This is a genomic window from Caulobacter sp. FV1ye13L (assembly GCF_058681155.1).
Map to the genome: position 1 here is coordinate 2,938,474 of NZ_CM178732.1, position 23,215 is coordinate 2,961,688.

At 64.9% G+C, this 23,215-nt stretch carries 17 protein-coding genes; 8 read left to right on the forward strand and 9 right to left on the reverse strand.

Annotated elements, in window-relative coordinates:
* The first annotated feature begins 92 nt into the window (after window positions 1-92).
* The 4 genes from ACW176_RS14275 to ACW176_RS14290 all read left to right on the forward strand — a co-directional run bounded on the left by ACW176_RS14275 (window position 93) and on the right by ACW176_RS14290 (window position 4,951).
* The gene (locus tag ACW176_RS14275) at window positions 93-1,034 is read left to right on the forward strand and encodes a TraB/GumN family protein (protein ID WP_492109598.1); all 942 of its coding nucleotides are present in this window, start codon (window positions 93-95) and stop codon (window positions 1,032-1,034) included.
* Window positions 1,035-1,536: 502 nt separating this feature from the next.
* Window positions 1,537-2,304: a hypothetical protein gene (locus ACW176_RS14280; RefSeq protein WP_419320529.1), complete on the forward strand. Its 768-nt coding sequence runs from the start codon at window positions 1,537-1,539 to the stop codon at window positions 2,302-2,304.
* Between the two features lie 604 nt (window positions 2,305-2,908).
* A complete protein-coding gene (locus tag ACW176_RS14285) occupies window positions 2,909-4,147 on the forward strand; it encodes a hypothetical protein (RefSeq protein WP_419320530.1) in 1,239 nt (412 codons plus the stop codon).
* A gap of 501 nt (window positions 4,148-4,648) precedes the next feature.
* The gene (locus ACW176_RS14290) at window positions 4,649-4,951 is read left to right on the forward strand and encodes a hypothetical protein (RefSeq protein ID WP_492109599.1); all 303 of its coding nucleotides are present in this window, start codon (window positions 4,649-4,651) and stop codon (window positions 4,949-4,951) included.
* 493 nt (window positions 4,952-5,444) lie between these two features.
* On the opposite strand, the gene ACW176_RS14295 is transcribed toward ACW176_RS14290, so the two are convergent.
* Window positions 5,445-5,990: a carboxymuconolactone decarboxylase family protein gene (locus tag ACW176_RS14295; protein WP_492109600.1), complete on the reverse strand. Its 546-nt coding sequence runs from the start codon at window positions 5,988-5,990 to the stop codon at window positions 5,445-5,447.
* 134 nt (window positions 5,991-6,124) lie between these two features.
* On the opposite strand from ACW176_RS14295, the gene ACW176_RS14300 reads away from it, so the two are divergent.
* Complete coding sequence (locus tag ACW176_RS14300) at window positions 6,125-7,042, forward strand: LysR family transcriptional regulator (protein WP_492109601.1); 918 nt, start codon at window positions 6,125-6,127, stop codon at window positions 7,040-7,042.
* Window positions 7,043-7,159: 117 nt separating this feature from the next.
* Here ACW176_RS14300 and ACW176_RS14305 read toward each other — a convergent pair whose 3' ends face one another.
* On the reverse strand, window positions 7,160-8,590 hold the full coding sequence (locus ACW176_RS14305; RefSeq protein ID WP_419320537.1) for a lipase/acyltransferase domain-containing protein: 1,431 nt from the start codon (window positions 8,588-8,590) through the stop codon (window positions 7,160-7,162).
* Between the two features lie 309 nt (window positions 8,591-8,899).
* On the opposite strand from ACW176_RS14305, the gene fabF reads away from it, so the two are divergent.
* Both fabF and ACW176_RS14315 read left to right on the forward strand, forming a co-directional pair.
* Window positions 8,900-10,162, forward strand: coding sequence for a beta-ketoacyl-ACP synthase II (gene fabF / locus ACW176_RS14310; RefSeq protein ID WP_492109602.1), 1,263 nt, complete (start codon window positions 8,900-8,902; stop codon window positions 10,160-10,162).
* A 28-nt stretch (window positions 10,163-10,190) separates the two neighbouring features.
* Window positions 10,191-10,694: a GNAT family N-acetyltransferase gene (locus tag ACW176_RS14315; RefSeq protein ID WP_492109603.1), complete on the forward strand. Its 504-nt coding sequence runs from the start codon at window positions 10,191-10,193 to the stop codon at window positions 10,692-10,694.
* A 275-nt stretch (window positions 10,695-10,969) separates the two neighbouring features.
* Here ACW176_RS14315 and ACW176_RS14320 read toward each other — a convergent pair whose 3' ends face one another.
* From ACW176_RS14320 to ACW176_RS14350, 7 genes are all read right to left on the reverse strand, one after another.
* On the reverse strand, window positions 10,970-11,872 hold the full coding sequence (locus tag ACW176_RS14320; protein WP_492109604.1) for a hypothetical protein: 903 nt from the start codon (window positions 11,870-11,872) through the stop codon (window positions 10,970-10,972).
* Window positions 11,873-12,139: 267 nt separating this feature from the next.
* Window positions 12,140-13,507 carry a glutamate--cysteine ligase gene (locus ACW176_RS14325; protein ID WP_492109605.1) on the reverse strand — a complete coding sequence of 456 codons (1,368 nt, stop codon included), beginning with the start codon at window positions 13,505-13,507 and terminating at the stop codon, window positions 12,140-12,142.
* 152 nt (window positions 13,508-13,659) lie between these two features.
* Window positions 13,660-15,063 carry a glutathione-disulfide reductase gene (gor, locus tag ACW176_RS14330; RefSeq protein ID WP_492109606.1) on the reverse strand — a complete coding sequence of 468 codons (1,404 nt, stop codon included), beginning with the start codon at window positions 15,061-15,063 and terminating at the stop codon, window positions 13,660-13,662.
* Entirely contained in the window at window positions 15,056-15,721 is a 666-nt protein-coding gene (locus tag ACW176_RS14335) for a DJ-1/PfpI family protein (RefSeq protein ID WP_492109607.1), read from the reverse strand. Before ACW176_RS14335 ends, gor begins: the two co-directional genes overlap by 8 nt.
* Window positions 15,722-16,545: 824 nt before the next feature.
* Window positions 16,546-18,579, reverse strand: coding sequence for a 2Fe-2S iron-sulfur cluster-binding protein (locus tag ACW176_RS14340; RefSeq protein ID WP_492109608.1), 2,034 nt, complete (start codon window positions 18,577-18,579; stop codon window positions 16,546-16,548).
* A 245-nt stretch (window positions 18,580-18,824) separates the two neighbouring features.
* On the reverse strand, window positions 18,825-19,436 hold the full coding sequence (locus tag ACW176_RS14345) for a glutathione S-transferase family protein (protein WP_492109609.1): 612 nt from the start codon (window positions 19,434-19,436) through the stop codon (window positions 18,825-18,827).
* A 248-nt stretch (window positions 19,437-19,684) separates the two neighbouring features.
* Window positions 19,685-21,877, reverse strand: coding sequence for a methyl-accepting chemotaxis protein (locus ACW176_RS14350; protein WP_492109610.1), 2,193 nt, complete (start codon window positions 21,875-21,877; stop codon window positions 19,685-19,687).
* Window positions 21,878-22,353: 476 nt separating this feature from the next.
* Here ACW176_RS14350 and ACW176_RS14355 point away from each other — a divergent pair, with 476 nt between their 5' ends.
* Window positions 22,354-23,043, forward strand: a complete 690-nt coding sequence (locus ACW176_RS14355) for a glutathione S-transferase family protein (protein ID WP_492109611.1) — start codon at window positions 22,354-22,356, stop codon at window positions 23,041-23,043.
* Window positions 23,044-23,215 lie beyond the last annotated feature (172 nt).

The window sequence follows — 23,215 nt, forward strand, 5'->3', positions numbered from 1 at the left end:
AAGTGGTCATCGATACCCAGGATCATTCCTGGCGGCGCTGAAATCGAAGACGGCGTTTCTAACGCTCTCCCCTGCAATGAGACCTTGCGAACATGAAGAACAATAAAAATATTTCGAATACAGCCGGTGTCTCGTCGAGGCGGCAGCTCCTTGCCGGGGTTTTCGCGACGCCGCTTTCTATCGGCGTCCTCAAAAGCAGCTTGGCGTCGGCGGCAGAATTACGGCCCGGATCACGAACCCCGTGGCCGCTTTGGGCGCTGCAGAAGTCTGGACAGGTTGTGTATCTTACAGGGCAAACGCCACCGCGCCCGACAGTTTGGAGCGACGCGCGAATTGAGAAATTGATCGAGTCCTGCGGCGCGATCTGGACAGAAACCAATAATGTCTTCCGGGATAACCCCAGAACCCTCGTTCAAAAGTATGGCCTGAACCTTGAGGGTCCACTGAGCAAGTCCCTGACAGTCTCAGACTATGCAGATGTCAGGAAGGCTGCAGAGATAGCAAAAATCCCCCTGGAATCGATAGAACCTATGAGGCCTTGGCTGGCCGCTAGTCAGATCGAGTCAGCCTACTTCAGAGAAAAGGGCCTGAAAGAGCAGGGCACAGCCGAGAGGGTTTTACTGTCGAAGGTCGATTTAGGCAAAATCCGGCATGCGAGCGAATTCGGGGCCCAGGATGACGTGGTTAGATTTATGGGGGCGATGTCCAAAGAGGAGGACGTTCAATTCCTCCAGTACACCCTCAAACAGGTGATAGCTGGTACGACAGAAAGCGAGCGTATCTTTGGGGCCTGGGCCGCTGGCGACCAGGCGCCTGCTGCTGAATTCGTCTCTGAAATGAAGCGCTTGCAGCCGAACCTCTATGCAAAGCACGTCGTGGGACGCAACAGCAATTGGCTCCCACGCTTCGCTGAGATGCAAAAGGAAGCCAAACCGTCTTTCGTGGTTGTCGGACTCTTCCACATGGCAGGGCCCGATAGCCTGTTAGAGTACCTGAAGCAGGATGGCTGGAAAGCGAAGAGGCTGTTCCGTTAAGCGTTGCAGGTCGTGCAGGGTGAAACCTCAGCCGCCTCAGGCGGTGGCCGCCGCCGTGCGGCGTCAGCCTGAGCGCGGAAGCGCCGAAGCGTCGGGCTAGATGACGTTGGATCTCTAAGGCGCTGCAAACAGCGGCGTGGGTTGTGAGACTGCGCTGGGTGGAGGCTACTTTCGCCGGCTGGAGCGCAGAGCCCGACCGGCGGCCGTGGCAAAAGCAGCCTGCGCGCTGTTCCGGCAGCTTGTCGTGGCGCATCGCTCGTTCAAGGGGGAGTGGTGCGCCCATCTTGGATCCTGTTCGAGCGTTCTGCCCGTTCTCCGGGCGGCGAGGCTGGATAGTTGTCCATGTCGTTGCGTTCGAGCTCAGCGCAACCGACGTCCAAGCCCGCGCCTCTGAATAGCTGCTTAGCGCCGGTTGGCGGCGCGCTGAGATAACGCTCGGCGCATGCGAAGCTTTAGGGAAGCGACATTCCTAAAAATCACACCCAAACATAGGCTATCCAGTATGACCGTATCCAATAGGCGCGACCTGATAGCCGGGCTGGCGATCACCTCGGCTTCTTTGCCACTCGTCGCCCTTGCGTCTGCTCGCCCTGCTCGGGTGATGGTGCTCGCCAGCATGCACAAGCGGCATGGAACCAGCAGCAGTTACACCTATGGCGATCTCTACGCGGCGGTCGCGAACTTTAAGCCTGATTTCGTCGGCGTGGAGATCAGGCCCGAAGACTTAGGGCGTGGCGAGGATTATCTGTCACAGAACTATCCGGCCGAGATGGTGTATCTCTCCCATACCTTTGCAGGCCGCGTGTTTGGGTTTGACTGGCTAGGCAACGATGTCGCGGGACGCGCCGTGCCCGATGATTGGTGGAAAGCGCGTAGCCCGATCAAAAAGCTCGAGCGTGAGATGGATGCCGGCCTACCTGGCGACGCCCGTCACTCAAGGCTCGGCGCCCAGCTTGACGCGCTTTCAGAACAGCTGGCCGCGATCCTCATCAACGCAACCGTCACCAGCTTGTCGGACGGGCGCTACGATCGTGTCGCAAAGGAATATTACGCAACGTTTCGCGCACTCACCGTCGGCACGCGTTTCGCCGCGATACCGGCCTTTTATGATCAGCGCGACAAGCACATCATCGCCAACATTCTCGCGACCGCAAAAGCCCATCCGGACGCGCGGATCGCTGTCGTCGCCGGCGCGGACCACCACGGTCCGATCGTCGCGGCGCTGTCGCGCGCACCCCGGTCAGTCTCACTCCTCCCTCCAATGCCCTGATGGAGGCGCCCTCGCTTGAGCTGAGATAGGCGCCGTGACACTTTCGATCGCTCGCATAACCGGCGTGGCTTGGTCCAGCGAGCGAACGGCGCCGGACTTCTCGCCCCTGTGCCGGGCAAGGCGCCGACTCGCCCTTGTGATGACAAGGCGCGCACGGCCTCCGCGTTCCAGGAGCGGGTGAACCCTATCTGGGTGAAGTGAAGTTCAGCCGAGCGAACCTTGTCGAGCCAGCTGTACGCGCGGCGCCGCTAGCTTGTTTGTCTACGAGGGCCCGGCTTCACATTGCCCGGAAGCGATAGTGGACCGTGTCACTGACTCTAAACGGCTCAGGTCCGGCGGTGGCGGGTTGGATCAAACCCCATGCGCCGTAGCTTGGCTTTCGGATACTGGCGGTGGCGTCAGACGTTGTTCGGGGTCCGTCGCAAGCCGCATTTTCCCGACGGGGCAGCCCCAGGCGCACCCCGCGCCAATAGCCTAGCGTAGCCTGAAGGTTCCCGTACCCCCAGCGGATACCATTCGGCCGGCGGTCGGTTGCGTCCCCTTGTCAGTCGCTGTCCGACATTTCTTAAGCTGACTGTAGGGGGAGGTGGAGCAAGCTTTGCCGATGGTGCGATCTTCAGTCCTGACGGCGGTGTCCATACTCGTTCTGGCCGGCGCCGCGCCCCGCGCGGCCCGCGCCGCCGAGCTGCTTTCGCGCGAGGCGTTTTCGGGCGTGATCGTCGCTGGCTCCTCCACGGGGGGCGGCGAGGCCTCCTGGCTCAGGGGCGGGCTGGGCAAGCTACAGACCGGCTCAAATCAGGTCCGGGTCGATGGCTCGGCGGTCGTGGCCTGGCGTGGAAGCTTCAGCGACCGCATCGGCGCTCTGGTGTCCATGGACGCCCAGTCCCTGGCCAATTCCACCGTCGGGCTCGATGAGGCCTACGTCACCCTGAGGCCCACACCGGGCGCCGTCGTGCGTCTCTCGGGGCGCGCGGGCCTGTTCTTCCCGCCCGCCTCGCTGGAGCACGACGGGACCGAATGGTCCCTGGCCCGCACGCTGACGCCATCGGCGATCAACAGCTGGATCGCGGAAGAGGTCAAGGTGGCGGGCGCGGAGTTGACCCTGCGCGGCGCGCTTGCTGGCCAACCGATCGGCGCCACCGTCGCCGCCTTCCAGGGCAATGACACCTCGGGCGCCTTGCTGACGTTTCGGGGCTGGGCGCTGCACGACCTGCGCGCCAACCTGGACGGGACTTTCAGGCTTCCCGCCATCCCGACGATGTTTGCAGGCAAGCAGGCCCAGGCCTCGCGGCCGGTTGACGAGGTCGATGGCCGCTGGGGCGGCTATGCCCGACTGGACTATGCGCCGTCCCAGGCCCTGGCGCTGAGCCTGTTCGGCTATGACAACAACGGCGACCGCACGACCGTGACCGACGGCCAGTATGCGTGGCGGACGCGCTTCGTGCAGGCAGCCGTGCGTTGGGCGCCGGACGCCAACACCGAGGTCCTGGCGCAGGCCATGACCGGCGAAACCGCTATGGGCGTCGCTGTCAATGGTCGTAAACCGGCCGATATCGGCTTCGTCGCCGCCTATCTACTGGTGTCGCGAACCCTGAAGACGGGGACCGCTACGGTAAGGCTGGATCAGTTCTCGGTCAGCGACCGCACCTTTAAGGCGCTAGACAACAACGCCGAGAATGGCTGGGCCGCCACCGCCGCCTGGTCGTTCGCCGTTCGCGAACGATCCGAGATCGTGCTGGAGGGCGTCGCCGTCCATAGCGTCCGTCAGGACCGCTCGCGCTTCGGTGAGGCCGCTCGCGAGAACGGCGTTCAGGGCCGAGCGGTGTTCCGCACTAGCTTCTAGACAGCGATCGCGACGCGAGAGCCTGCGGCGAGGTCGTGACGGAAAAGCAGATGTCGACGCCGATGCCTGCAGGCGCCAGCCGGGGCGGGCCGAACACGGTCCCCCCCTGGACGAAGCCGGCCGGCATGACGAAGAGGATGGCCAAAGCCACCGCAGTCCCGAGACCCTTCGACGCTGCGTTCGCAAAGCCCTTGGCGGCGTCGTCGGCCTGCGGCGCCTCGACGCCGGTGCTCGACGATGCCAGGTCGCTCTGGAGGCCGATCAGGCAGCCATTTGACCGCGTGGCCCCTTGAGGTCCTTGTGGGTAGGTTCTGCACGGCAATCCCTGCCGCTAGCGCGCGCGCGCCATCCGGAGGCGCCCGCAAGCTCTTGATTTCGTGACATATGCCTCGGGCCAAGCTTGCACGAGGCTTGCAGAGGGGGCCACCTCAGCAAACGGCGGGAGTTCTCGTGCTAGTTTCCGGTTCCAGCAGCATCCTGGCGTCGCTCGCCGCCTCAGGCTTGCCCAAGATCAACGCCATCAACGCATCGGTGGCAACGCCCGGCCCCACCAAAGGTGTCGACGCCTCAGGTCCCAAGTCGGCCAAGGATGAGTTTCTCGACTTCGCCAAACTGACGCCAGCACAGAAGATGCGCGTGGCCATACTCAGCAAGCTCGGCGTCACCGAGAACGAGCTGAAAGCGATGGACACCAAGGAGCGCCAGAAAATCGAGGATCAGATCAAGGACATGATCAAGCAACAGGTCCTGGGTGGCGACAAGGACAAGATCAAAAAGGGCGCCTTGGTAGACCTCAAGGCCTAGGTCAGCTCCGCCGGCGGCGAGCGACGGCCACAATGAACGTTGTTCCCAATACGCGGTCGGCCACACGACGGCCCGTCGCGCTGATGCACGGCGCCGGGGAAAATTCCGGCGGGGCCGATGGTCGATGGGCCCGGAGTCGTCGACGGCCTGCTGCGCCAACGCCGCGGGGGCGGCCTCTAGGGGGCGGCGCGGTTGAAGGGGTGGCGAGCAAAGCGCGTGTGGTGACGATCACTACTATGTCTGGTTCTCGATGGGTGACGGGATCGTTCCCCATCCAGTCTGTCCCGTTTGCGATGGAAGCATCTAGGCGGGACAGACTGGCAATAGATCACATTCGTGGAGCGCGTCGGGCCAGTTTGGCCGCTGGCGTAAAAGTCAGTGCGTCATAGGCGATCTCGCGAAGGCGCAAGGTGGCGAATATGCCCGGGTCGATCATGCGGTCCGCAAGCCGGACGGGCGGCCGGCGATCGGAAGATCGCCAGCCGCCGAGAGGTCAGACCGCTTCGTTGGCCCGCACGACCGGGAAGTCGATCGCGGTCTTGGCGACTTCGTTGAGGAAGTTGGTGAAGCAGTTCTCAGCGACGATCGCGACGATCTCGACGATCTGCGCGTCCGTAAAGCCGGCGGCGCGGACGGCGGCCAGGTCGGCCTCGGCCACGTGACCGCGCTCGCGGGTCACCTTGGCGGCGAATTCCACCGCGGCATTGGCCTTTTGCTCCAGCGAGCCACCTTGGCGATTGCGCGCGATCTCTTCGGGAGACAGCTTGGCCAGGTTGAGGCCAAGGTAGTTGTGCGCCGACAGGCAGTAGTCGCAGCCGTTGACCTGGGCCACGGCGAGCGCAATGCGTTCGCGGGTCTTGACGTCGAGCGCCTTGCTCAAGGCGCCGGAAAAGCCAAGGAAGCCGCTCAGGGCCGCCGGGCTGAGCGACACCAGGCGGAACAGATTGGGCAGCGAGCCGAGTTGGGCTTTGACGGCTTCGAGACCCGGGCGCGAGGCTTGCGGGGCGCTGTCGAACTCAGGGATGGCAATGCGGGACATGAGGGTTCTCCATTCGTGTCCGGCGCTGACCGCCGAACCGTGAGAAAGAGATAGGCCCTTTCAATAATCACGATAATATAGGGTCTTCAGGAAACTTTATTCGGAAAATTGAGATAGTGGATCGCCTGTCAGCCATGACAATGTTCGTGCGCGTCGTGGAGGCGGGGGGCTTTACCGCGGCCGCCAAAGCCTTGCGCGCGCCAGTCTCCACCGTCAGCCGCCATATCGCCGACCTTGAGGCGCACCTGGGCGCGAAACTTCTCGTTCGGACGACCCGAAACATGGCGCTGACCGAGGTGGGGGGCGCCTATCTGGCGTCGGCCAAGCGGATTCTCGAGGAGGTGGATGCCGCCGAAAGCGCGGCCGCCGGGGACTTTGCCTCGCCCAAGGGGGAGCTGGTCGTCACCGCGCCGGTCATGTTCGGACGCCTGCACATCCTGCCGGTCGTCGCCGAGTTCCTAGCGCTCAATCCTCTGATCGCGGTTCGCATGGTGTTTCAGGATCGCAATCTTCATCTGATCGACGACCACGTCGACCTGGCGGTGCGGATCGGCCAGTTGCCCGATAGCGGCCTTGTGGCCACGCGGGTTGGAACCATGCGTCAGGTCACCTGCGTCGCGCCCAGCGTGCTGGCCGCCCACGGCGCCCCGCGCCATCCGGCCGATCTGCAGGCCCTTCCGAGCATCAGTTTCGACCATGAGGGGGGAGCGACAGGCTGGACCTACCTGTCGCCCAAAGGCGGAGCGACGATCAACGCTCGGCTCCTCCCGCGCCTGACCGTCTCCTCGGCCGACGCGGCGGTCTGGGCGGCTGAGCAGGGGCTGGGGGTGACGCGCGTCTTTGCCTATCAGTGCCACGACGCGGTCGAGGCGGGCCGCCTCAGGCTCGTGCTTGAGTCCTTTGAGCCCGAGCCGACACCGATCACCTTACTGCATGCGCAGCAAGGCCGAATCCCACTGAAGCTGCGGGCATTTCTGGATTTCGCCACACCTCGTCTTCGCGCTCGTCTGCAGCGCTTGGCCGCCCAGCCGGGGGAGGGGCCCGACGTCTGACTCCCGCTCGCCGCCCCCAAACGTGCGGGGGGGGTGTCTTGGTCGGCTTTCCCCCCGCCGCTTAAAGGGGCGACCGTCCTCTACGGGCGCCGCAGGAGGTCTCCCGAAGGGCGCGGGTCATAGGGCGTAGCGCTCGAGCCTTTCGCCGCGCTGCTCTTCCAGCAACCAGAACAGGACATTGTCCGAAAACAGGTCCGTCTGGGTCAGGCCCAAATGGTCCTGTTCGGTGAAAAGCACGCTTCGAAAGCGCAGTGGGGATTGAACGCGGGGCCTCCAGGTCGAGGGCGTCCGATGGTCGAACAGCGCGCTGGACCGCGTAACCGCGCCATCGCCCGGGACGAGGCTTACAGGGGAGAGACGCCCCCGCCCGGCGTCGAACCGAAAACGTTCCGGCGTGGGCACATTATCGCCCGCGATCAGGAACGGTTCAAACCCGGCCGGCGCCTTCTCGGTGCTATCGAGCGCCGCATGGAACCGGCGAGCCAGGGTCAGGCTGTCCTGCAGGCGGTCGAGGGCGATCTGTCGCCGGCGTAGCGGGTCGGTGACGTCGCCGAGAAGCGTCGCGAGCACCGCATCCTGGTCGGGCGCCGCCAGGCCCCATCCGCGCGCGATCCAGGTCCTGGCGTCGAAAAGGCGCTCACCGTCCACGCCGTCGATGGGCGAGGCCCAGGGCCGCGGAAGCAATTGGTAGATGGAGGCGAAGGATCCCAGCACCGACGGCGGGTAGCGTGGCGCGACGGGGCGGCCGAAGTCCTGGCCTTCAAGAAGAAACCGCATCGTCTCGGCGCTGCCCCCATTGGGCGGCGCCACCAGGATCGCCCGGTCGACATAGGCCGCGCCGGTCCAATCCAGCGTCGGACCTGCGCCATAGGTGTCCAGGGGCTGGCCGCCATAACGCATGAAATAGCGGAACATCAGAGCGCCCATCGAGTGGGCGACCACGTCGAAGCGAATGGATTCAGGCGCGACGTCGTACCCCAGGGTTTCGCGATAGCCATCGGCGACGACCAGACGCTTTTCATCCATGAAGCGCTTCAAGGCCGCTGCGGTCTCGGCATTGTCCCGTCGCCAGTCATAGGGGAACTGGAAGCAGCTGATGTGGCCGGGGCCGTAGTCGAGACCCGTGGGATGGAGGGTTTCGTCCCGATAGCCGCCCGCCCCCAGGGTGGACAGAATCTGCGCGTACTGACGCAGTTGGAAAGGTACGCCCAGGACCTTGACGCTGACGCGATCCAGAACGGCGATCGGGTTCAGGTCCGCTGCGACGCCAGATAGCCGGCTCTGGTCGCCGAACGGCAAGGCCAACCTGCGGACGTTGCTCTTATCCGAAGACATGGGGGAGAGGCCGTCGAACGCGCCCCAAACGGTCTGTCCGGAGGCGCCGTCGACCAACCGTGTGCCGAGGATCCCTGGGATGACGATTACCGGGTTCTGATCGGGATAGTGCTCCTGCGCCGCCCGGTTATAGAGGACTTTCAGACGCTCGCCGCGTGGACGCGCGGCCGCCGGGCCAAAGGCGAGGCCGCCGCCTATGGCTCCGGCGATCAAATGTCGACGCGATATCGGCATCCGCTGCCCCTAGCTATCCGCGAAACGCGGCTGTTCCCGTCGCCCGCAACGCGAGGCTTTGTCCGCCGAGCGTCGAGGCCATGAGCCTTGAGTGGGCGCGCCGCGCCCACCACCCCAGCAGACAGTCGGAGACCACGCCTATCGATGCAAGTGCGGTTAAATGGAAGGCTGCATTGCCGTTGGCGACGGTTTTCGACGGGGCGTGGCGTCACTAGATGCCTTCCCCTCGGCCCCTCGGCCGGATCAGGGCGGCTGCGCTGTGTCGTGGGCCCAATACGGGAGAGCCTCATGCGCCGCATCGTTGTCACCGGTCTTGGTTTGGTAACGCCCCTTGGGGTGGGTGTCGAAACGGTCTGGGAACGCCTTCTTGCCGGCGAGTCCGGCCTTAGGCGCCTTGCGCCCGACGTTGCGCCCGATATCGCCGCTCAGGTCGTCGCGCCGGTGCCTGAAGGTCAGGGGCATGGCCAGTTCGACCTTGAGAAGGTCGTTTCTCTCAAAGACCAGAAGAAGATGGATCGCTTCATTGCGTTCGCGCTCGCCGCCGCCGACGAAGCGCTCCTTCAAGCCGGCTGGTCGCCACAGGACGAAGCTGGGCGCCAGAGCACGGCGACAATGGTGGGTTCGGGGATCGGCGGGTTTCCTGCGCTGGCCCAGGCCGTACGCACCACGGACGCCCGCGGCGCGCGCCGACTTTCACCCTTCACGGTGCCTTCGTTCCTGGCCAACCTGGCCTCGGGCTGGGTCAGCATCCGCCATGGCTTCACCGGTCCGATCGGGGCGCCGGTCACCGCCTGCGCGGCTGGGGTTCAGGCGATCGGCGACGCCGCGCGGCTTATCCGCAATCACGAAGCCGATATCGCCGTCTGCGGCGGCTCAGAAGCGGCCATCCACCATGTCAGTCTGGGCGGCTTCGCGGCCTCTCGCGCCCTGTCCAGCGCCTACAATGAAACGCCTGAACAGGCCTCTCGCCCCTTTGACACCGGCCGCGACGGCTTTGTCATGGGCGAAGGCGCGGGCATCCTGGTGATCGAGGCCCTGGATCACGCGCTGGCCCGCGGCGCCCAGCCGCTCGCGGAGCTTGTCGGCTATGGTACGAGCGCTGACGCCTATCATCTGACCGCTGGCCCTGCAGACGGGGCGGGCGCTCAGAGGGCCATGGTCGCGGCTTTGAAACAGGCCGGCGTCACCCCAGACCAGGTCGGCCACATCAATGCTCACGCCACATCCACGCCGGTGGGTGACGCCGGGGAGCTGGCGGCGATCTGCGCTCTGTTTGGCGCGGCGGGTGGTCCGGCCATCAGCGCCACCAAGGCCTCCACGGGTCATCTCCTGGGCGGCGCCGGCGGGATGGAGGCCGCCTTTGCGGTCCTGGCGCTGGCCAGAGGGGTTCTGCCGCCAACCCTCAATCTAGAGACGCCCGATCCTGTGGCGCAAAAGCTTGATATCGTCACGACAGCGCGCCAGGCGCAGGTCGAACTGGCGCTGTCGAATGGCTTTGGCTTTGGCGGCGTCAACGCCAGTTTGCTTTTCCGTCGCTGGACGGGCGCCTAGCCCCACCCAACCGAGCCGGAAAGCCCCCATGGAAGCGACCCCTAAGCCGTTCCCGTACATCCTCCGCGCCGCGGGCCTGGAGGATCTTGAGCTGATCTGTCGCCACCGAGAGGCGATGTTCCGCGCATCAGGACGTCCAGAGGCGGACTTGCAGGCGATGCGGTCGCCGTTTCGCCATTGGCTGGCCCGCGAGCTGGACCAGGGGCGCTACTTTGGCCTCATCGCTGAGTGCCTGGGCGCCCAAGTCGGGGGTGTCGGCACGATGGTGCTCGAATGGCCGCCTCATCCCAGCCATCCAGAACAAGCCCAAAGAGGCTATATTCTAAATCTCTTCGTCGAGCCCGAACATCGCGGACACGGGCTTGGCGCGGTTCTGATGTCTGCGGCGGAAGCCGACCTGGTTGAGCGCGGCGTCGGCTACGCCTTCCTGCACGCGACCGAGCAGGGACGTCCCCTCTATGCTGCAACGGGGTGGTTGACGACATCGGAGATGGCCAAGCCCCGGTTGGGTGCAGCCAGGTCGATCGCCTGAGCCGCAGCCCGCCGACCTTCCATCTCCAACAACGAGTGTTGATCCACGCTGACGATCCGGGAGAGGTTCAGTAGCCGCAGCGACCAGCCTGGCGCCACGCGGAGACGGTTGTCGTGGCCGCCGGATGGATGCACAGCCATCTCATCAAGAGATAGAGGACTGGCTAAGCATCCGCCTTGGCCTTCAACCTCCGAGGTTCTGGCGCCGCGCCGACCTCAGCTTCATGCGCCCCAACAATCGGTTGTGGGGCAGTTGGGGGCGACAGGCCCCTTCGGTTAAGGTCGCCGGCGAGGCGCCCTGGCGTTGAGCGCTTGCTCCAGCAGGGCAATGCCCGCCATGCTTCCGTCGCCGAAAGCCGCAGCTTTCCATGAACGGTTGTCGAGGCGATCGACGGCCAAGAGTAGGGCGAGCCCTTCGGTCTGGCTCCACCAACCGCCACGTCGTGCAAAAGCCGGAATGGCCTCGGTCGGCGTAACAGCGCCCCCTTTTGGGCTTGTTAGCCATTGATAGCCGGCCCACTGGCCAGATCCCTCGAGTGTGAGGAAAATGTCTTCGATCTGGGCAAGGTAGGAGACGTCTCCGATATAGTAACGAGCGCGCCGATTTTTTATGAGTTCCAGTGCACGATCGGCCAGACGCCAGGCCTCGGCATCATCTTCGGCCACCGCCGAAGCAAAGAGCAATTCGGTCTCCTGGCCGACGGATTCCGAAAATTCTACATTCGTTTTGAATCGGGCCTGAATGCTGTCGTCGTTGAAATCGTCACCAAGCTGCTGACGCTCTGCGATCTGGCTGATCTGGCGCATATAGGTGTTGGACTGGCTGATGTGCGTGGCTTCGTGGAGGAAAACCGCCGTCATCAGGGTTTCCAGCCCCATTGGGCCTCCCTGCACCTTCTTTGATGCCCAAACGCTTGGGGTCGACATAACGAAATAGGCGATGCCGTTGGCGTCACTCGCGTACGAAACGACACCTGCCTGGACGCTCTGACCTCCCGGCAGTGGAACAGTCCCCGTGTGCTGTTGCTTGGCCCAGTTCGCGGGCCCGTTGAGCTGCATGGCGGTGTTGCTCGACAAGGCGCAGTCGGCGCTGAACAGAATTGTCTCGACCTGGCTTGGCAATTGAACGCGCGTGAGTTCAGTCGCTGCAAAACGCCAGGCGGCGATGGAGCGATCCACCCAAGATCGATCTGACGGTGATAGCGAGCAGACGTCTTGCGCTGGCTGGAAATCCATCCTTGCCGCGGCCAGGGACGGCGTCCCAAAAAGAAAAAAGAGGCATGTCGCAGCGACGACGCGGAGCCCAGGAAGCGGTTGCAATTTCAGTGATCTAGGGCTTTTTGGGCACTGATAGGATAATATTGCCGACATCTTTAAATACAGTCCACGAATGTTAGATTTATTGTTGTATTTGAATTGGATATTGAGGGCTCGTATCAACAACTATTATTCAGAATAGGCGCAGTCGGTGAATACCCGGCTGATGTCGCCCTTCCACGCACCGTGATAGAGCTCCAGCAGCTTGTCGGCCCGCGTGCGGCCGCTGTCGGCGATCTCTTCGAGTTCGCCCATATAGATCGTCTCGTCCAGGAACCCGCCGTTCATGTGGGCCCGGCCCTTCAGGCCCGACTTGGCGATGGCGACGAAGTCCTTGGCCACATCCTGGGCGGTGCGCCCGGCGATCGGCGCCTGCAGACCCAGAACCGGCACGTCGCGGCGCAGCTGGGCGCGCTCCTCAGCCGTCCAGTCCTTGCAGAGGTCCCAGGCGGCGGCCAGGGCGGCGTCGTCATAGAAGACGCCGGTCCACAGGGCCGGCAGGGCGCAGAGGCTGCTCCACGGGCCGGCGTCGGCGCCGCGCATTTCCAGATAGGTCTTCAGGCGGACTTCCGGGAACAGGGTCGTGGTGTGGTCGGCCCAGTCCTTGATCGAGGCGCGCTCGCCGGGAAGCTCATCGATCTTGCCGTCGATGAAGTCGCGGAAATTGCGGCCGGCCAGGTCGATGTAACGGTCGCCGCGCTTGGCGAAATACATCGGCACGTCCAGGGCGTAGCGGGCGTAGCGCTCGAAATCGAAACCGTCTTCGAACACGAAGTCCAGCAGGCCGGTGCGGTCGGCGTCGGTGTCGGTCCAGACATTGGCCCGGCTCGACAGGAAGCCGTTGGGCTTGCCTTCCGTGAACGGAGAATTGGCAAACAGGGCCGTGACGATCGGTTGCAGGGCCAGGCTCATGCGGAACTTGGCGACCATGTCGGCTTCGGATGAGAAGTCGAGATTGGCCTGCACCGTGCAGGTGCGCAGCATCATGTCGAGGCCCAGGCCGCCGACCTTGGGCATGTAGTTGCGCATGATGACGTAACGCCCCTTGGGCATCACCGGCACCTCTTCGCGCTTCCACACCGGCGAGAAGCCCAGACCCATGAAGCCCAGACCCAGCTCGTCGGCGACGGTCTTGACCTCGTCGAGGTGCTGGCCGGTCTCCTCGCAGATGTCGTGCATGGTCAGCAGCGGCGCGCCGCTGAGCTCGAACTGGCCGCCGGGCTCCAGGCTGACATTGGCGCCGTTGCGCTCCAGCCCGATGATCGTCGGACCTTCCATCACGGGCTTCCAGCCAAAGCGCTGCAGGCCGGTCAGCAGGGCGTGGATGCCCTTGTCGCCCTCATAGGGCACGGGCGCATGGCTGCCGAGATAGAAGCCGAACTTCTCGTGTTCGGCGCCGACCCGGAAGGCCTCCTTGGGCTTGGAGCCCGAGGCGAAATAGGCGGTCAGGTCGTCGAGCGTCAGCGGACGCTCCTGCAGGCTAGTGGTGTCGGCCATGAGCCGTCCTTTTATCAGAGGTTACGCCGATGGGTCTGCGGGCCGTCGCCCGCGAGCGAGAGGCTCCGCGATGGCGGCGACGGGCGACGGGCGACGGGCGACGGGCGATGACCGCCAGAACCGCGCGATCGGACCGTCGCGGCGGACCCTGGTTAGGATCCGCCTTCCACGTTGAGGGGGACGAACTTGTCGCGCATCGTGACCAATTCCTCGGCCAGGGTCGGATGGACCGCGCAGGTGGAATCCCACTGAGACTTGGTCACGCCCATCTTCACCGCGATGGCGGCCATCTGGATGATCTCGGGGGCGTCAGGGCCGATCACATGGACGCCGACGACCCTGTCATCGTCTTGCCGGATCACCAGCTTGACGAGACACCGCTCCTGACCGCCGTAGAAGGTGGCCTTCATCGGCCGGAAAACGGAGCGATAGATGTCGACCTTGCCGAACGCGTGACGGGCCTCGGCCTCGGTCATGCCCACCGCGCCAACCGGCGGCTGCGAGAAGACTGCCGAGGCGACGGTGTCGTGATCGAAGATGGTCGGGTTGTTGTAAAATTCAGTCTGGGCGAAGGCCGCGCCCTGACGGATCGCCACCGGCGTCAGGTTAATCCGATCGGTGACGTCGCCAACGGCCCAGATGCTGTCGACATTGGTCCTCGACTGCTCGTCGACCGCGATCGCGCCCTTGTCGTTCAGCCTTACGCCGACCGTCTCCAGGCCCAGACCCTGAACGTAAGGCTCCCTACCGGTGGCGAACATCACCGCGTCGGTCTCGAAGGTCAGGTCGTTGTCCAAGGTGCTGAGCAGGCCGCCTTCGCCGATCTTTTCGATGCGCCTGTGAGAGGCGCCCAGGACAACCTTGATTCCCCGCTTTTCCAGTTCGTCGGCCAGATGCACGCGAACATCGTCGTCGAAGCCTCGCAGGATGTTTGCGCCGCGATAGAGCAGCGTCGTCTCGACACCCAGGCCGTTGAAGATCCCGGCAAATTCGACGGCGATGTAACCGCCGCCGACCACGAGCACGCGCCTTGGCAGCGTGGGCAAGTGGAACGCCTCGTCCGAGGTCACGCCCAACTCCGCGCCCGGGAACCTGGGACGCACCGGGCGGCCGCCAGTGGCCACAAGGATCTTTCGGGCCGTATAGGTCCCCGCGTCGCCGCCGCCGCCGTCTGTGGGCGCCACTTCAACCGTGTGGGCGCCGGTAATCTGGGCGCGGCCATGCAGCAGCTTGGCGCCGGCCTTCTGCAGGTTGGTGACATAGAGGCCCGACAGGCGGGCGATCTCGACGTCCTTCTCACGCAGGAAGGCCTTCCAGTCGAAGCTGGCCTCGCCGACGGTCCAGCCGTAGCCCTTGGCGGTCTTCAGCTGGCTGGTGACCTCGCTGGCGTAGACCATGAACTTCTTGGGTATGCAGCCGCGAACCACGCAGGCGCCGCCAGCCCGGTAGGCTTCGGCCACCGCGACCTTGGCGCCGCTCAGGGCAGCCAATCGCGCCGCGCGCACCCCGCCCGAGCCGGCTCCGATGACGAAGAGATCGAAGTTGTGGTCAGTCATTACGGGCCTGCGAACGTTCGATCTGTGTGGAAGCTTCCAGGGATTGAGTCGCGACCTGCGGCGTGGCGTACCAAAGCGCCGGCGGGGCGGGCATTCGCATGAGCTGCCGAATATGGTCGACGTTCGGTCGTGACGTCAGGATCTCCAGCAGCGCAAACGCGACCTCGATCGCCGTTCCCGGACCGGTCGAGGTGATCAACCCACCGTCGATGACCAGCGGCTGATCAACGAACGTGGCGCCCTGGCTTTGCAGCTGCGCCTTTCGTCGGCCGCCGACCTGGTGGTAGGTCGTCGCGCGCCGACCTTGCAGTATCCCCGCCGCGCCAAGCGCGAGCGCCGCGACGCAGACCGACGCGACGGGCTTTCCCGCCGCGTTGAACCTGTTGATCACTTTGGAAAAATCGCTCGAAAGCGCGTCGTGGTAGAAGCCGGCGCCCTCGAACCCGCCAGGGACGGCGAGCGCGTCGAAGGTGTCCAGATCAAGTTCCCTGACCAGCCGGTCGGGGACCACGGAAAACCCGAACGTGGCCCGGAGCATCGGACGAAGACCGGCTGAAACCAGTTCGATCGGCTCCTCGCCATCGATATTGGCCCAGCCGAGGACGTCGGTGAAGCCGGCCGCCTCAAGCGGCTCAAAGCCATCGGCCAGCAGCAGCAAGACCCGTTTACCCATGCTCAACCCCCAAAACGTCGCTGTTGACCGTTTCCAGTGCGGCCATTGCCAGTGCGGTGGCCCAACGCGATCGCTCGCGGCTCGCGCCGCCGACCACAGCCGAGCGTGACTGTGAGGTGACTTTCGGGCGCGCGCCTTGCTGACGCCATCCCACCATTACGCAATGGTGCCTTTCGCGCGGTGGAGCGCTCAGGGCTCAGAGCCAGATCGAGGAAGACGCCAGGCCCTGCCTTCAGGGGCCGGCGCGGCTCTACTTCAGCCCCCCACGGATCGGCTGGAAGGGGGAAGGGGGCCGGTCTCGTCGCTTGCGGCGCCGTGAGGCGCCCCGATCAGGGCGGAAATCGTGATTTCGAGAAGACTTTTCTCCGTCGGCTCGGTCTCAGCGCTCATAATCACATTCAGGCCGGTGCGATGTCCTGGCGCGAACAGAAGCCCTTGGCCACGAGGACGCCAGCCAGCGCCGTAAAAGGGCTCGCCGAATAGCGGACCGGGATCTGTCTTTCGGCGTCACGCATTCCAATCTCTCTTTTGCGCCAAAGACTGTGAAGTCGTCGGGGGCGGCGCGGTTCTCGCGGAGAGGGGCCCCACGCGCACGCCTCAGGGCGAGCCTAGATGTTTGCCCGCCGGGGCCGGTTCGGCCCTGGCTGCCGCATCACCAAACGTCGATGCGGGGTGGGGCGCATCGGTGTCGAAGGCGGCGGCAATGCGCGATCAAGGCGGGGCGCGGGGTTGCAACCTGTTGACCCCATGACCCCGCGCGGCCAAAGCCGCCAGCCCACGGGCGCGAGCGCACCCCTGCCGATCGCGACCTACACGTCCACAATAACCTCCGAAGATTGCGTGGTCCCGTCGCCCCGCGCCGGCTGGGCGCTGCAGATCAAAACCTCGCCTGCGTCGATTGGGGCCGTCGTGTCGTTCGCATAGGCGACATCGCCCGCGATCAGCTTTACGGCGCAGGCGCCGCACGACCCCGAGCGGCAGCTGTGCAGGGGTGCTAGCCCTTCGCGCTCGGCCAGATCAAGCAGTGTGCCGTCTCCTGGGCGCCAGATCGCGCGTTTGCCGCTGGCGCGGAACTCCACCGTCACGGCCTCGGCGTCATCACCCAACACGGCTGCCGACGCCGGTTTGGCGCCATCGGGCCCGGGGCCTGGTTTGGCCGCCGCCGGCTTGATGGCGGCGGGGCCAAAGGTCTCGGCGTGAATGCGCTCGGGGCGGACGCCCAGGCCCAGCAGGCCGTCCGACAGGGCGCTCATGAACGGCGGCGGACCGCAGAGATAGAATTCGTAGTCATCGAAGGGCAGGGTGGCCTTGAGCAGGGCCAGGTCCACCCAGCCCCTGACCAGCGAACTGCGGCCCAGCGCATCCTGCGGCAAGGGCTCGTTGTAGGCGGTGACCACCTTCAGATTGGAGTGCTTGGCGCACTTGTCGGCCATGTGGGCGCGGAAGGCATGATCGAGGCTGTTTCGCGCGCCGTGGAAGAACCACACCCGCTGCTGGGAACGGCTGCGGCCGTTATTGACGAAGATGCGATTGATCATCGCGATCATCGGTGTGATGCCAACCCCGGCCGACAGTAAGACCGCGGGGCGCGGCGCGGCTTCGTCGAAAACGAAACCGCCGCGGGGCGGGAGAAGCTCCACTACGGCGCCTTCCACAAGATCGTGGACCGCCGACGAGAACCGCCCCTGTCGCTTGACGCTGATGCGATAGCTTGAGCCGTTGGCGGCGTCCGAGACCGTGTAGGGTCGCATTTCCGGCGCGCCGTCCACCGGCATGCGCACGAAGATATGCTGACCCGCCTTGTGGATGGGAACGCCACCGCCGGCCAGGGGCTCGAAGGTTACCGAACGAACCGTTTCGGTCTCTTGCTCGACGCGCACCACCCGGAACGGGCGAAATTCGCTCTTGCCCCACGCGCCCGATCCCGAGTCCTCCCAGGATCCGGTCTTGTCCAGATAGGGCGACACGTCGACGTCTCCGACCGCCCGGATCGACAGGCTGGCTGGAACCTTGACCGTCTCGGTGACCTTGAATTGCAAGAGCCGCTCGGCGCCCGCAAACCCCTCCACCTCGGGCCCGTCCCAGATGATCGTCGCCGTCGCCGACAGATGCCAAAGATCGCCGGTTTCGAAATCGGGGAAGACGAGGCCCACCCGCGGCTCCACCAGGATGTTGCCCAGGGTGTTGAACAGGAAATTCCCCAGAAAGTCCGGGATGGTCAGGACATCGCCCTGAACCCGCACGAAGCCCGGCTTACCGCCGCGATGAGAGACATCTACGCCATTGACCGGGTCTTGCGCGCTCGGGTCGGCATGCGCAGAGGCGATGAAGAGAGTGTCGGCGCCCGCCACCCAGGGCGCGGCCTCTGGCGACAGGCCGGCGCTGCGCAGGGCCGTCGCGCGATCGCCCGTCGGCGCGCGGTCCACCCGCTCAAACTGGCGGCCTTGGATATATTGCGGACAGTTGCCGAAGCTCTGGTCCACGGAAATGGTAAATCCATCGCCGTCCCGCGAGGCGACGCGTCCGTTCATCCGGTTGCGCCGCCGGGTATGTAGTTCGATGCCCAGAACCCCCACGGCCTGGCCCAGGGCCACACCGTCTGCGACGGGGTCGCCTGGCTGAAACCCGGACGCGATGTTCAGCTCGGTCGGGGCTGGGGATCGCGCAAAGCCTGGGGGACCATCGAGGATCGTCGCCCAAGGCTGGCCTGCCGCGTCGCGTGCGCCCAGAACAAGGAAAGGCAGCTGCCCAAAGAATAACCGGTGTTGCTCGGGCATCAGCCCGCGGATGATCTTTCGGCCGGTCGCCTCGATCCGCGTGCGCACGCCCAATCGCTCCTGCAAGGCTTGCTCCCCCTCGTGAAAGGGGGAGCGCGCATGGGGCCAGCGGGTCAGATCAGCATGGGTCACGATAGTCTACTCCAAAGGCTTCACGGACACGCCGGCCCCGAGCTTAGATCAGCAAGGCGTACCGGTCGCCAAGCACTCAAGGCGAAGCGCCTCGAACTCCTCTCCCGTCATCGGCGCCAGAGCGCCGCCGCCGTGAAAGCCGCTGAAAAGGCCCAGCAGGCGCCGACGGAGTCGGGCGATCATTTCACCAACCCGACCGCCGTGCTCTGCATCGGAACGAAACCGGGCAGGGCTTCGACGCGCGACAGCCAGGCCGCGACGTTCTTGTAGCTGTCGAGGGCCACGTTGCCTTCCGGCGCGTGGGCCACATAGGTATAGGCCGCCACGTCGGCGATCGTGGGCTTGTCGCCGGCCAGGAACGCCGAACTGGCCAGCTCAGCATCCATGACCTGCAGGATGGCGTGGGCGCGAGCGATGACTTCGGTCGCGTTGAGGCCGGCGCCGAAAACGGTGATCAACCGCGCGGCGGCTGGACCCGAGGCGATTTGGCCCGAAGCGATCGACAGCCAGCGCTGCACCCTGGCCGCCGTCGCCGCATCCTCGGGCAACCAGTCGGTCCGGGTGAACTTCTTGGCCAGATAGACGAGGATCGCGTTCGAGTCGGCCACGACCACGTCGCCGTCCTTCAGCACGGGGACTTGACCCAGGGAGTTGAGCGCCAGGAAGTCGGCTTGCTTGTGGGCGCCCTTGCGCAGATCGACTTCGACGACATCCGCCGTGACGCCGAGAAGCGACAGGAACAGTTCGACGCGATGCGAGTGGCCCGAAAGCGGGAAGCGATAAAATTGCATTGTTGTGTCCTCGGTTGAAATCTTGCCCCCCCAAGATGGCGCCCGGCTGCGCGCCGCTGAACGTTCGAAATCCGGAAGGCCCAATTCCGGCGAGTGCAATAAAGCCGCCTCCCGCGGGACAAGCTCGTTCGGGTTTTCGCCGGCAAATCCCGTCAACTTTCCTGGCCATGCCCCTTCCATCGACGGCTGCGAGCCCCCCCCGGGAAGCATCGGCCCTGCCGGCTGCGCCCATCGGTTGGCCGCGTCGATCAGGCCACCCTCTCGCCGCCCCCGGCGGCGACCGCGCCCTGGCCGCACTTGAACTTCCCGACAAGGCTCGTGAGCCGCTCGGCTTCCAACGCCAGTTGTCGTCCCGCCAAATTGGTCTGATCGACCATGGCCGCATTGCGCTGCGTGTTCTGATCCATCAGATCCACGGCGCAGTTGACCTCTGACAAGCTGGCGGACTGGTCCTGGGCGGCCGCCGCGATGGAGACAATCAGGCCATCGATGCTCGCGGCCCTGTCCGTGACGTCTCTGAGGGCCTCGCCGGCGCGATGAATCAGTCCCACGCCGCGACCGACATGGTCTTCGGCATTGGCGATCAAGGCGCCGATTTCTCCCGAAGCCGCCGCCGAGCGCTGGGCCAAGGCGCGAACTTCTTGGGCGACCACAGCAAAACCTCGCCCGGCTTCTCCGGCGCGGGCGGCCTCGACCCCGGCGTTCAGCGCCAGGAGATTTGTCTGGAACGCGATCGCATTGATGACCGCGACGATCTGACGGATTTCCTGAGAAGACCCTTCGATTTCAAGCATGGCGGCGATGGCGTCACCGACGATGGTCTGGGCGCCCTCGGCTGCGGCGCGGCTGTCGGTCACCGCCTCGCGCGCGCGCCGCGCCGTGGCGGCCGATTCCCGTACCGTGGCGGTAACCTGGTTGAGGGCTGCGGCGGTTTCCTCCAAGCTGGCGGCTTGTCGTTCGCTCTGTTGCGCAAGATCGTCGGCCGCCACCGCGATCTCCGAGGCCCCCCCGTGCACCGCGCTGGCCGCCTGGGCCAGCTCGCGCACAGTGTGCTCGAGGCCCGCGACGGCGATGTTGAAGTCCGAACGCAGGATCTCGAAGCTCGGCGGGAAGGCGCGCGTGATACGCCATGACAGGTTGCCGCCAGAGAGCTTGGCCAGTCCCTCTGCGAGCGCAGCCATGACAGCACGGCGCTCAGCGGTTTCACGCTGGGCCTCGCCATCGCGGGTCTGACGCTCAGACTCCGCTTCGCGTCGCCCGTCTTCCTCGTTCAGCAGGACCTGCCGGTGCTCCACCATGGCGTTGCGAAAAACCTGCATCGAGCGCGCCATGGCGCCGATTTCGTCCGCGCGCGCGACGTAGGGCGTGTCGGACTGATAGTCGCCGCGCGCCAGCCGTTCCACATAGGCGGTCATATGCTCAACGGGCGCAACGATACGCCGCGAAACCACCCAGATCAGAACCAGACCCAGAGAAACGAAGGCGAGACCGGCCGCCAGCATCATCCCTAGGGCGCGATCTGCGCCAGCCATGACCGCGGTCATCGGCGCACTGAGGATCACGGTCCAAACGTCATTCACGCCAGGCGGCCGCACCGGCAAGGCCGCCCAAAGCGCGCCATTGCGATACTGCACCGCAAACCCGGAGCCGCGCGCGTCAGACGATAGCTTCAGCAAGGTTTTGTCCTGCGTGACCTGAGCCAGCAGTCGCTTTTCGCTATGGGCGACCCAGCGATCTTCGCCGCCAAGGATCATCACGCGGCCCTTCCCAAACGGCGCCAACCGGCCGGTGCGCTCCACCATCGCCGCGAGCGAGACGTCGGTCGTCACAACGCCGATCGCCCGACCCGAGCGATGGACAACCGATACCGCCGAGGTCATGGGCACATCCACGCCGTTGACGGGGTAGATGTAAGGCGGGGTGACGATATCGCCGTCCTTGGCCATCGGTCGATCGTACCAGGCCTCAATCCCGCCCTCGGCGGTCATGAGGAGCTTGTCCACACCGATCGTGCGCTCTGGCGTCCAGAAGAAGTAGGGGACATATCGCCCGGATCCGTCGGCCAGGGCGCTGGAACGGAACGCCGCATCGCGGCCGTCCAGAGCGCCGGGCTCGAACGCCACGGCCATCCCGATGAAATCGGGCCTCTCACGCAGGAGGTGCTCGACCGTTCGACCAATTTCGCCACGATCGGTGGCGTCCACCGAAGCGCTAAGGGCCTCGACGGCGCCCGCGCCCGCGTGGGCATGGGCGACGGCAATGCCGATATCTTTGGCGATCCGCTCCGAGTATCCGTCGAGAAGCGCATGGGCTTGCGCCTCCGCCACCCGCTGACCATCACTGCGGATGACGGCCCAACCGGCCATGGTGATGCCGAGCCCGGTGGCCAGCAGCAACGCCGCCACCGCCAGCGCCAGTCTAAACTGCAGCGAGCGGGTCATCGGAGTTTTCACGTAATTTGGTCCTTTAGTCGCCTCGCGCGCTTGGACCGCGAGCAAACTGACGTCGCGGCGCAGGGGCGATCGGGGGCAGAAAGATGTTTCGGCGAGCGCCGATCGAAAGCGCGCCAATCGACGGCCTTCCTGGACCAGAACCAACACGGCGCAAATCGCGGTCCGCCTGGCCAAGAGACCAGGATTGGTCCGTGACGCCCCAAGCAGGGCGACCCGCGCCCATCCTCGGGTCGCGGCGTGCGGCGCTGAAGGCGCTAAGCTTGGAAAACACTATTTCAAAATCGCGTCTGGCCGCGAAACGGGCGGGGCGCTACCGCCGCAAACACACGCTGACGTCTTGCGGTCGAGGGCTGGGCGCTCGGCTTGGTCTTGGCCTGGCGTCCTGGTCGGGGGCGGCCGAGCGGGCCAGGGTGATCGGGCTGAAGGCTCGGGACAAGGCGGCTATGACGACGAACGGGATTTGAATGAACAAGCTAACTCTGGTCAGTCATCCGCTTTGTCCTTACGCCCAACGCGCGTCGATCGCCGCCAGCCGGCTTGGCTTGCCGGTTAAGCGAGTCAATATCGACCTTGACGCCAAGCCGGCCTGGTTCCTGGCGATCTCGCCGACGGGCAAGGTTCCCATTCTAAGGATCGAGCTTGCGCAGGGCGAAAGGCACGTTCTTTTCGAGAGCGCGCCGATCGCTGAATATCTCAATGATCTGGGGGGAGGCGCTCTGCTCGAGACGGACGATATTGTCCGTGCGCAGCAGCGGGCCTGGATCGAGTTCGCCTCGGGAACGCTATCCGAAATCGCAGGCCTTTACTCGGCCACGACCAAACGGTCCTTTCTGGCCAAGGCTGTCGCGATAAGAGCGCGTTTGGCTCAAGTGGACAGAGTTGTCCAAGGGCCGTGGTTTGGCGGCTCTCGATTCAGCCTAGTCGACGCTGCGTTTGCGCCGTTGTTTCGCTACGTGGATTTCTTCGAAGCGCAGCTTGGCCTGCAGCTTGATGAGGGACTCAAGAACCTCAAGGCCTGGCGATCACGGTTGTCGGTGGATGCGACGGTTCGCGCAGCGGTTTCCGAAAACTATTGGTCGCGGCTGCACGCCTTCCTCTTGTCGCGATCATCCTTCGTCTCGTCGCAGCTAAGGGCGCGGTCAGGCGCGGTTTAGGCGGATACGGCCCGGTCTGAGGGATGCCCAAGACCCACGGGCCGCCGCAAGGGCTACGTCGCGGCCGCGATGCGACAGGCAAACCTGAAACAATGATTTGCGAAATCGGCATCTAATCCCGCGGAGGTTCTGGACGCAGGGTGGCTTGCACTCGTTTTACCCCCAAACCCCT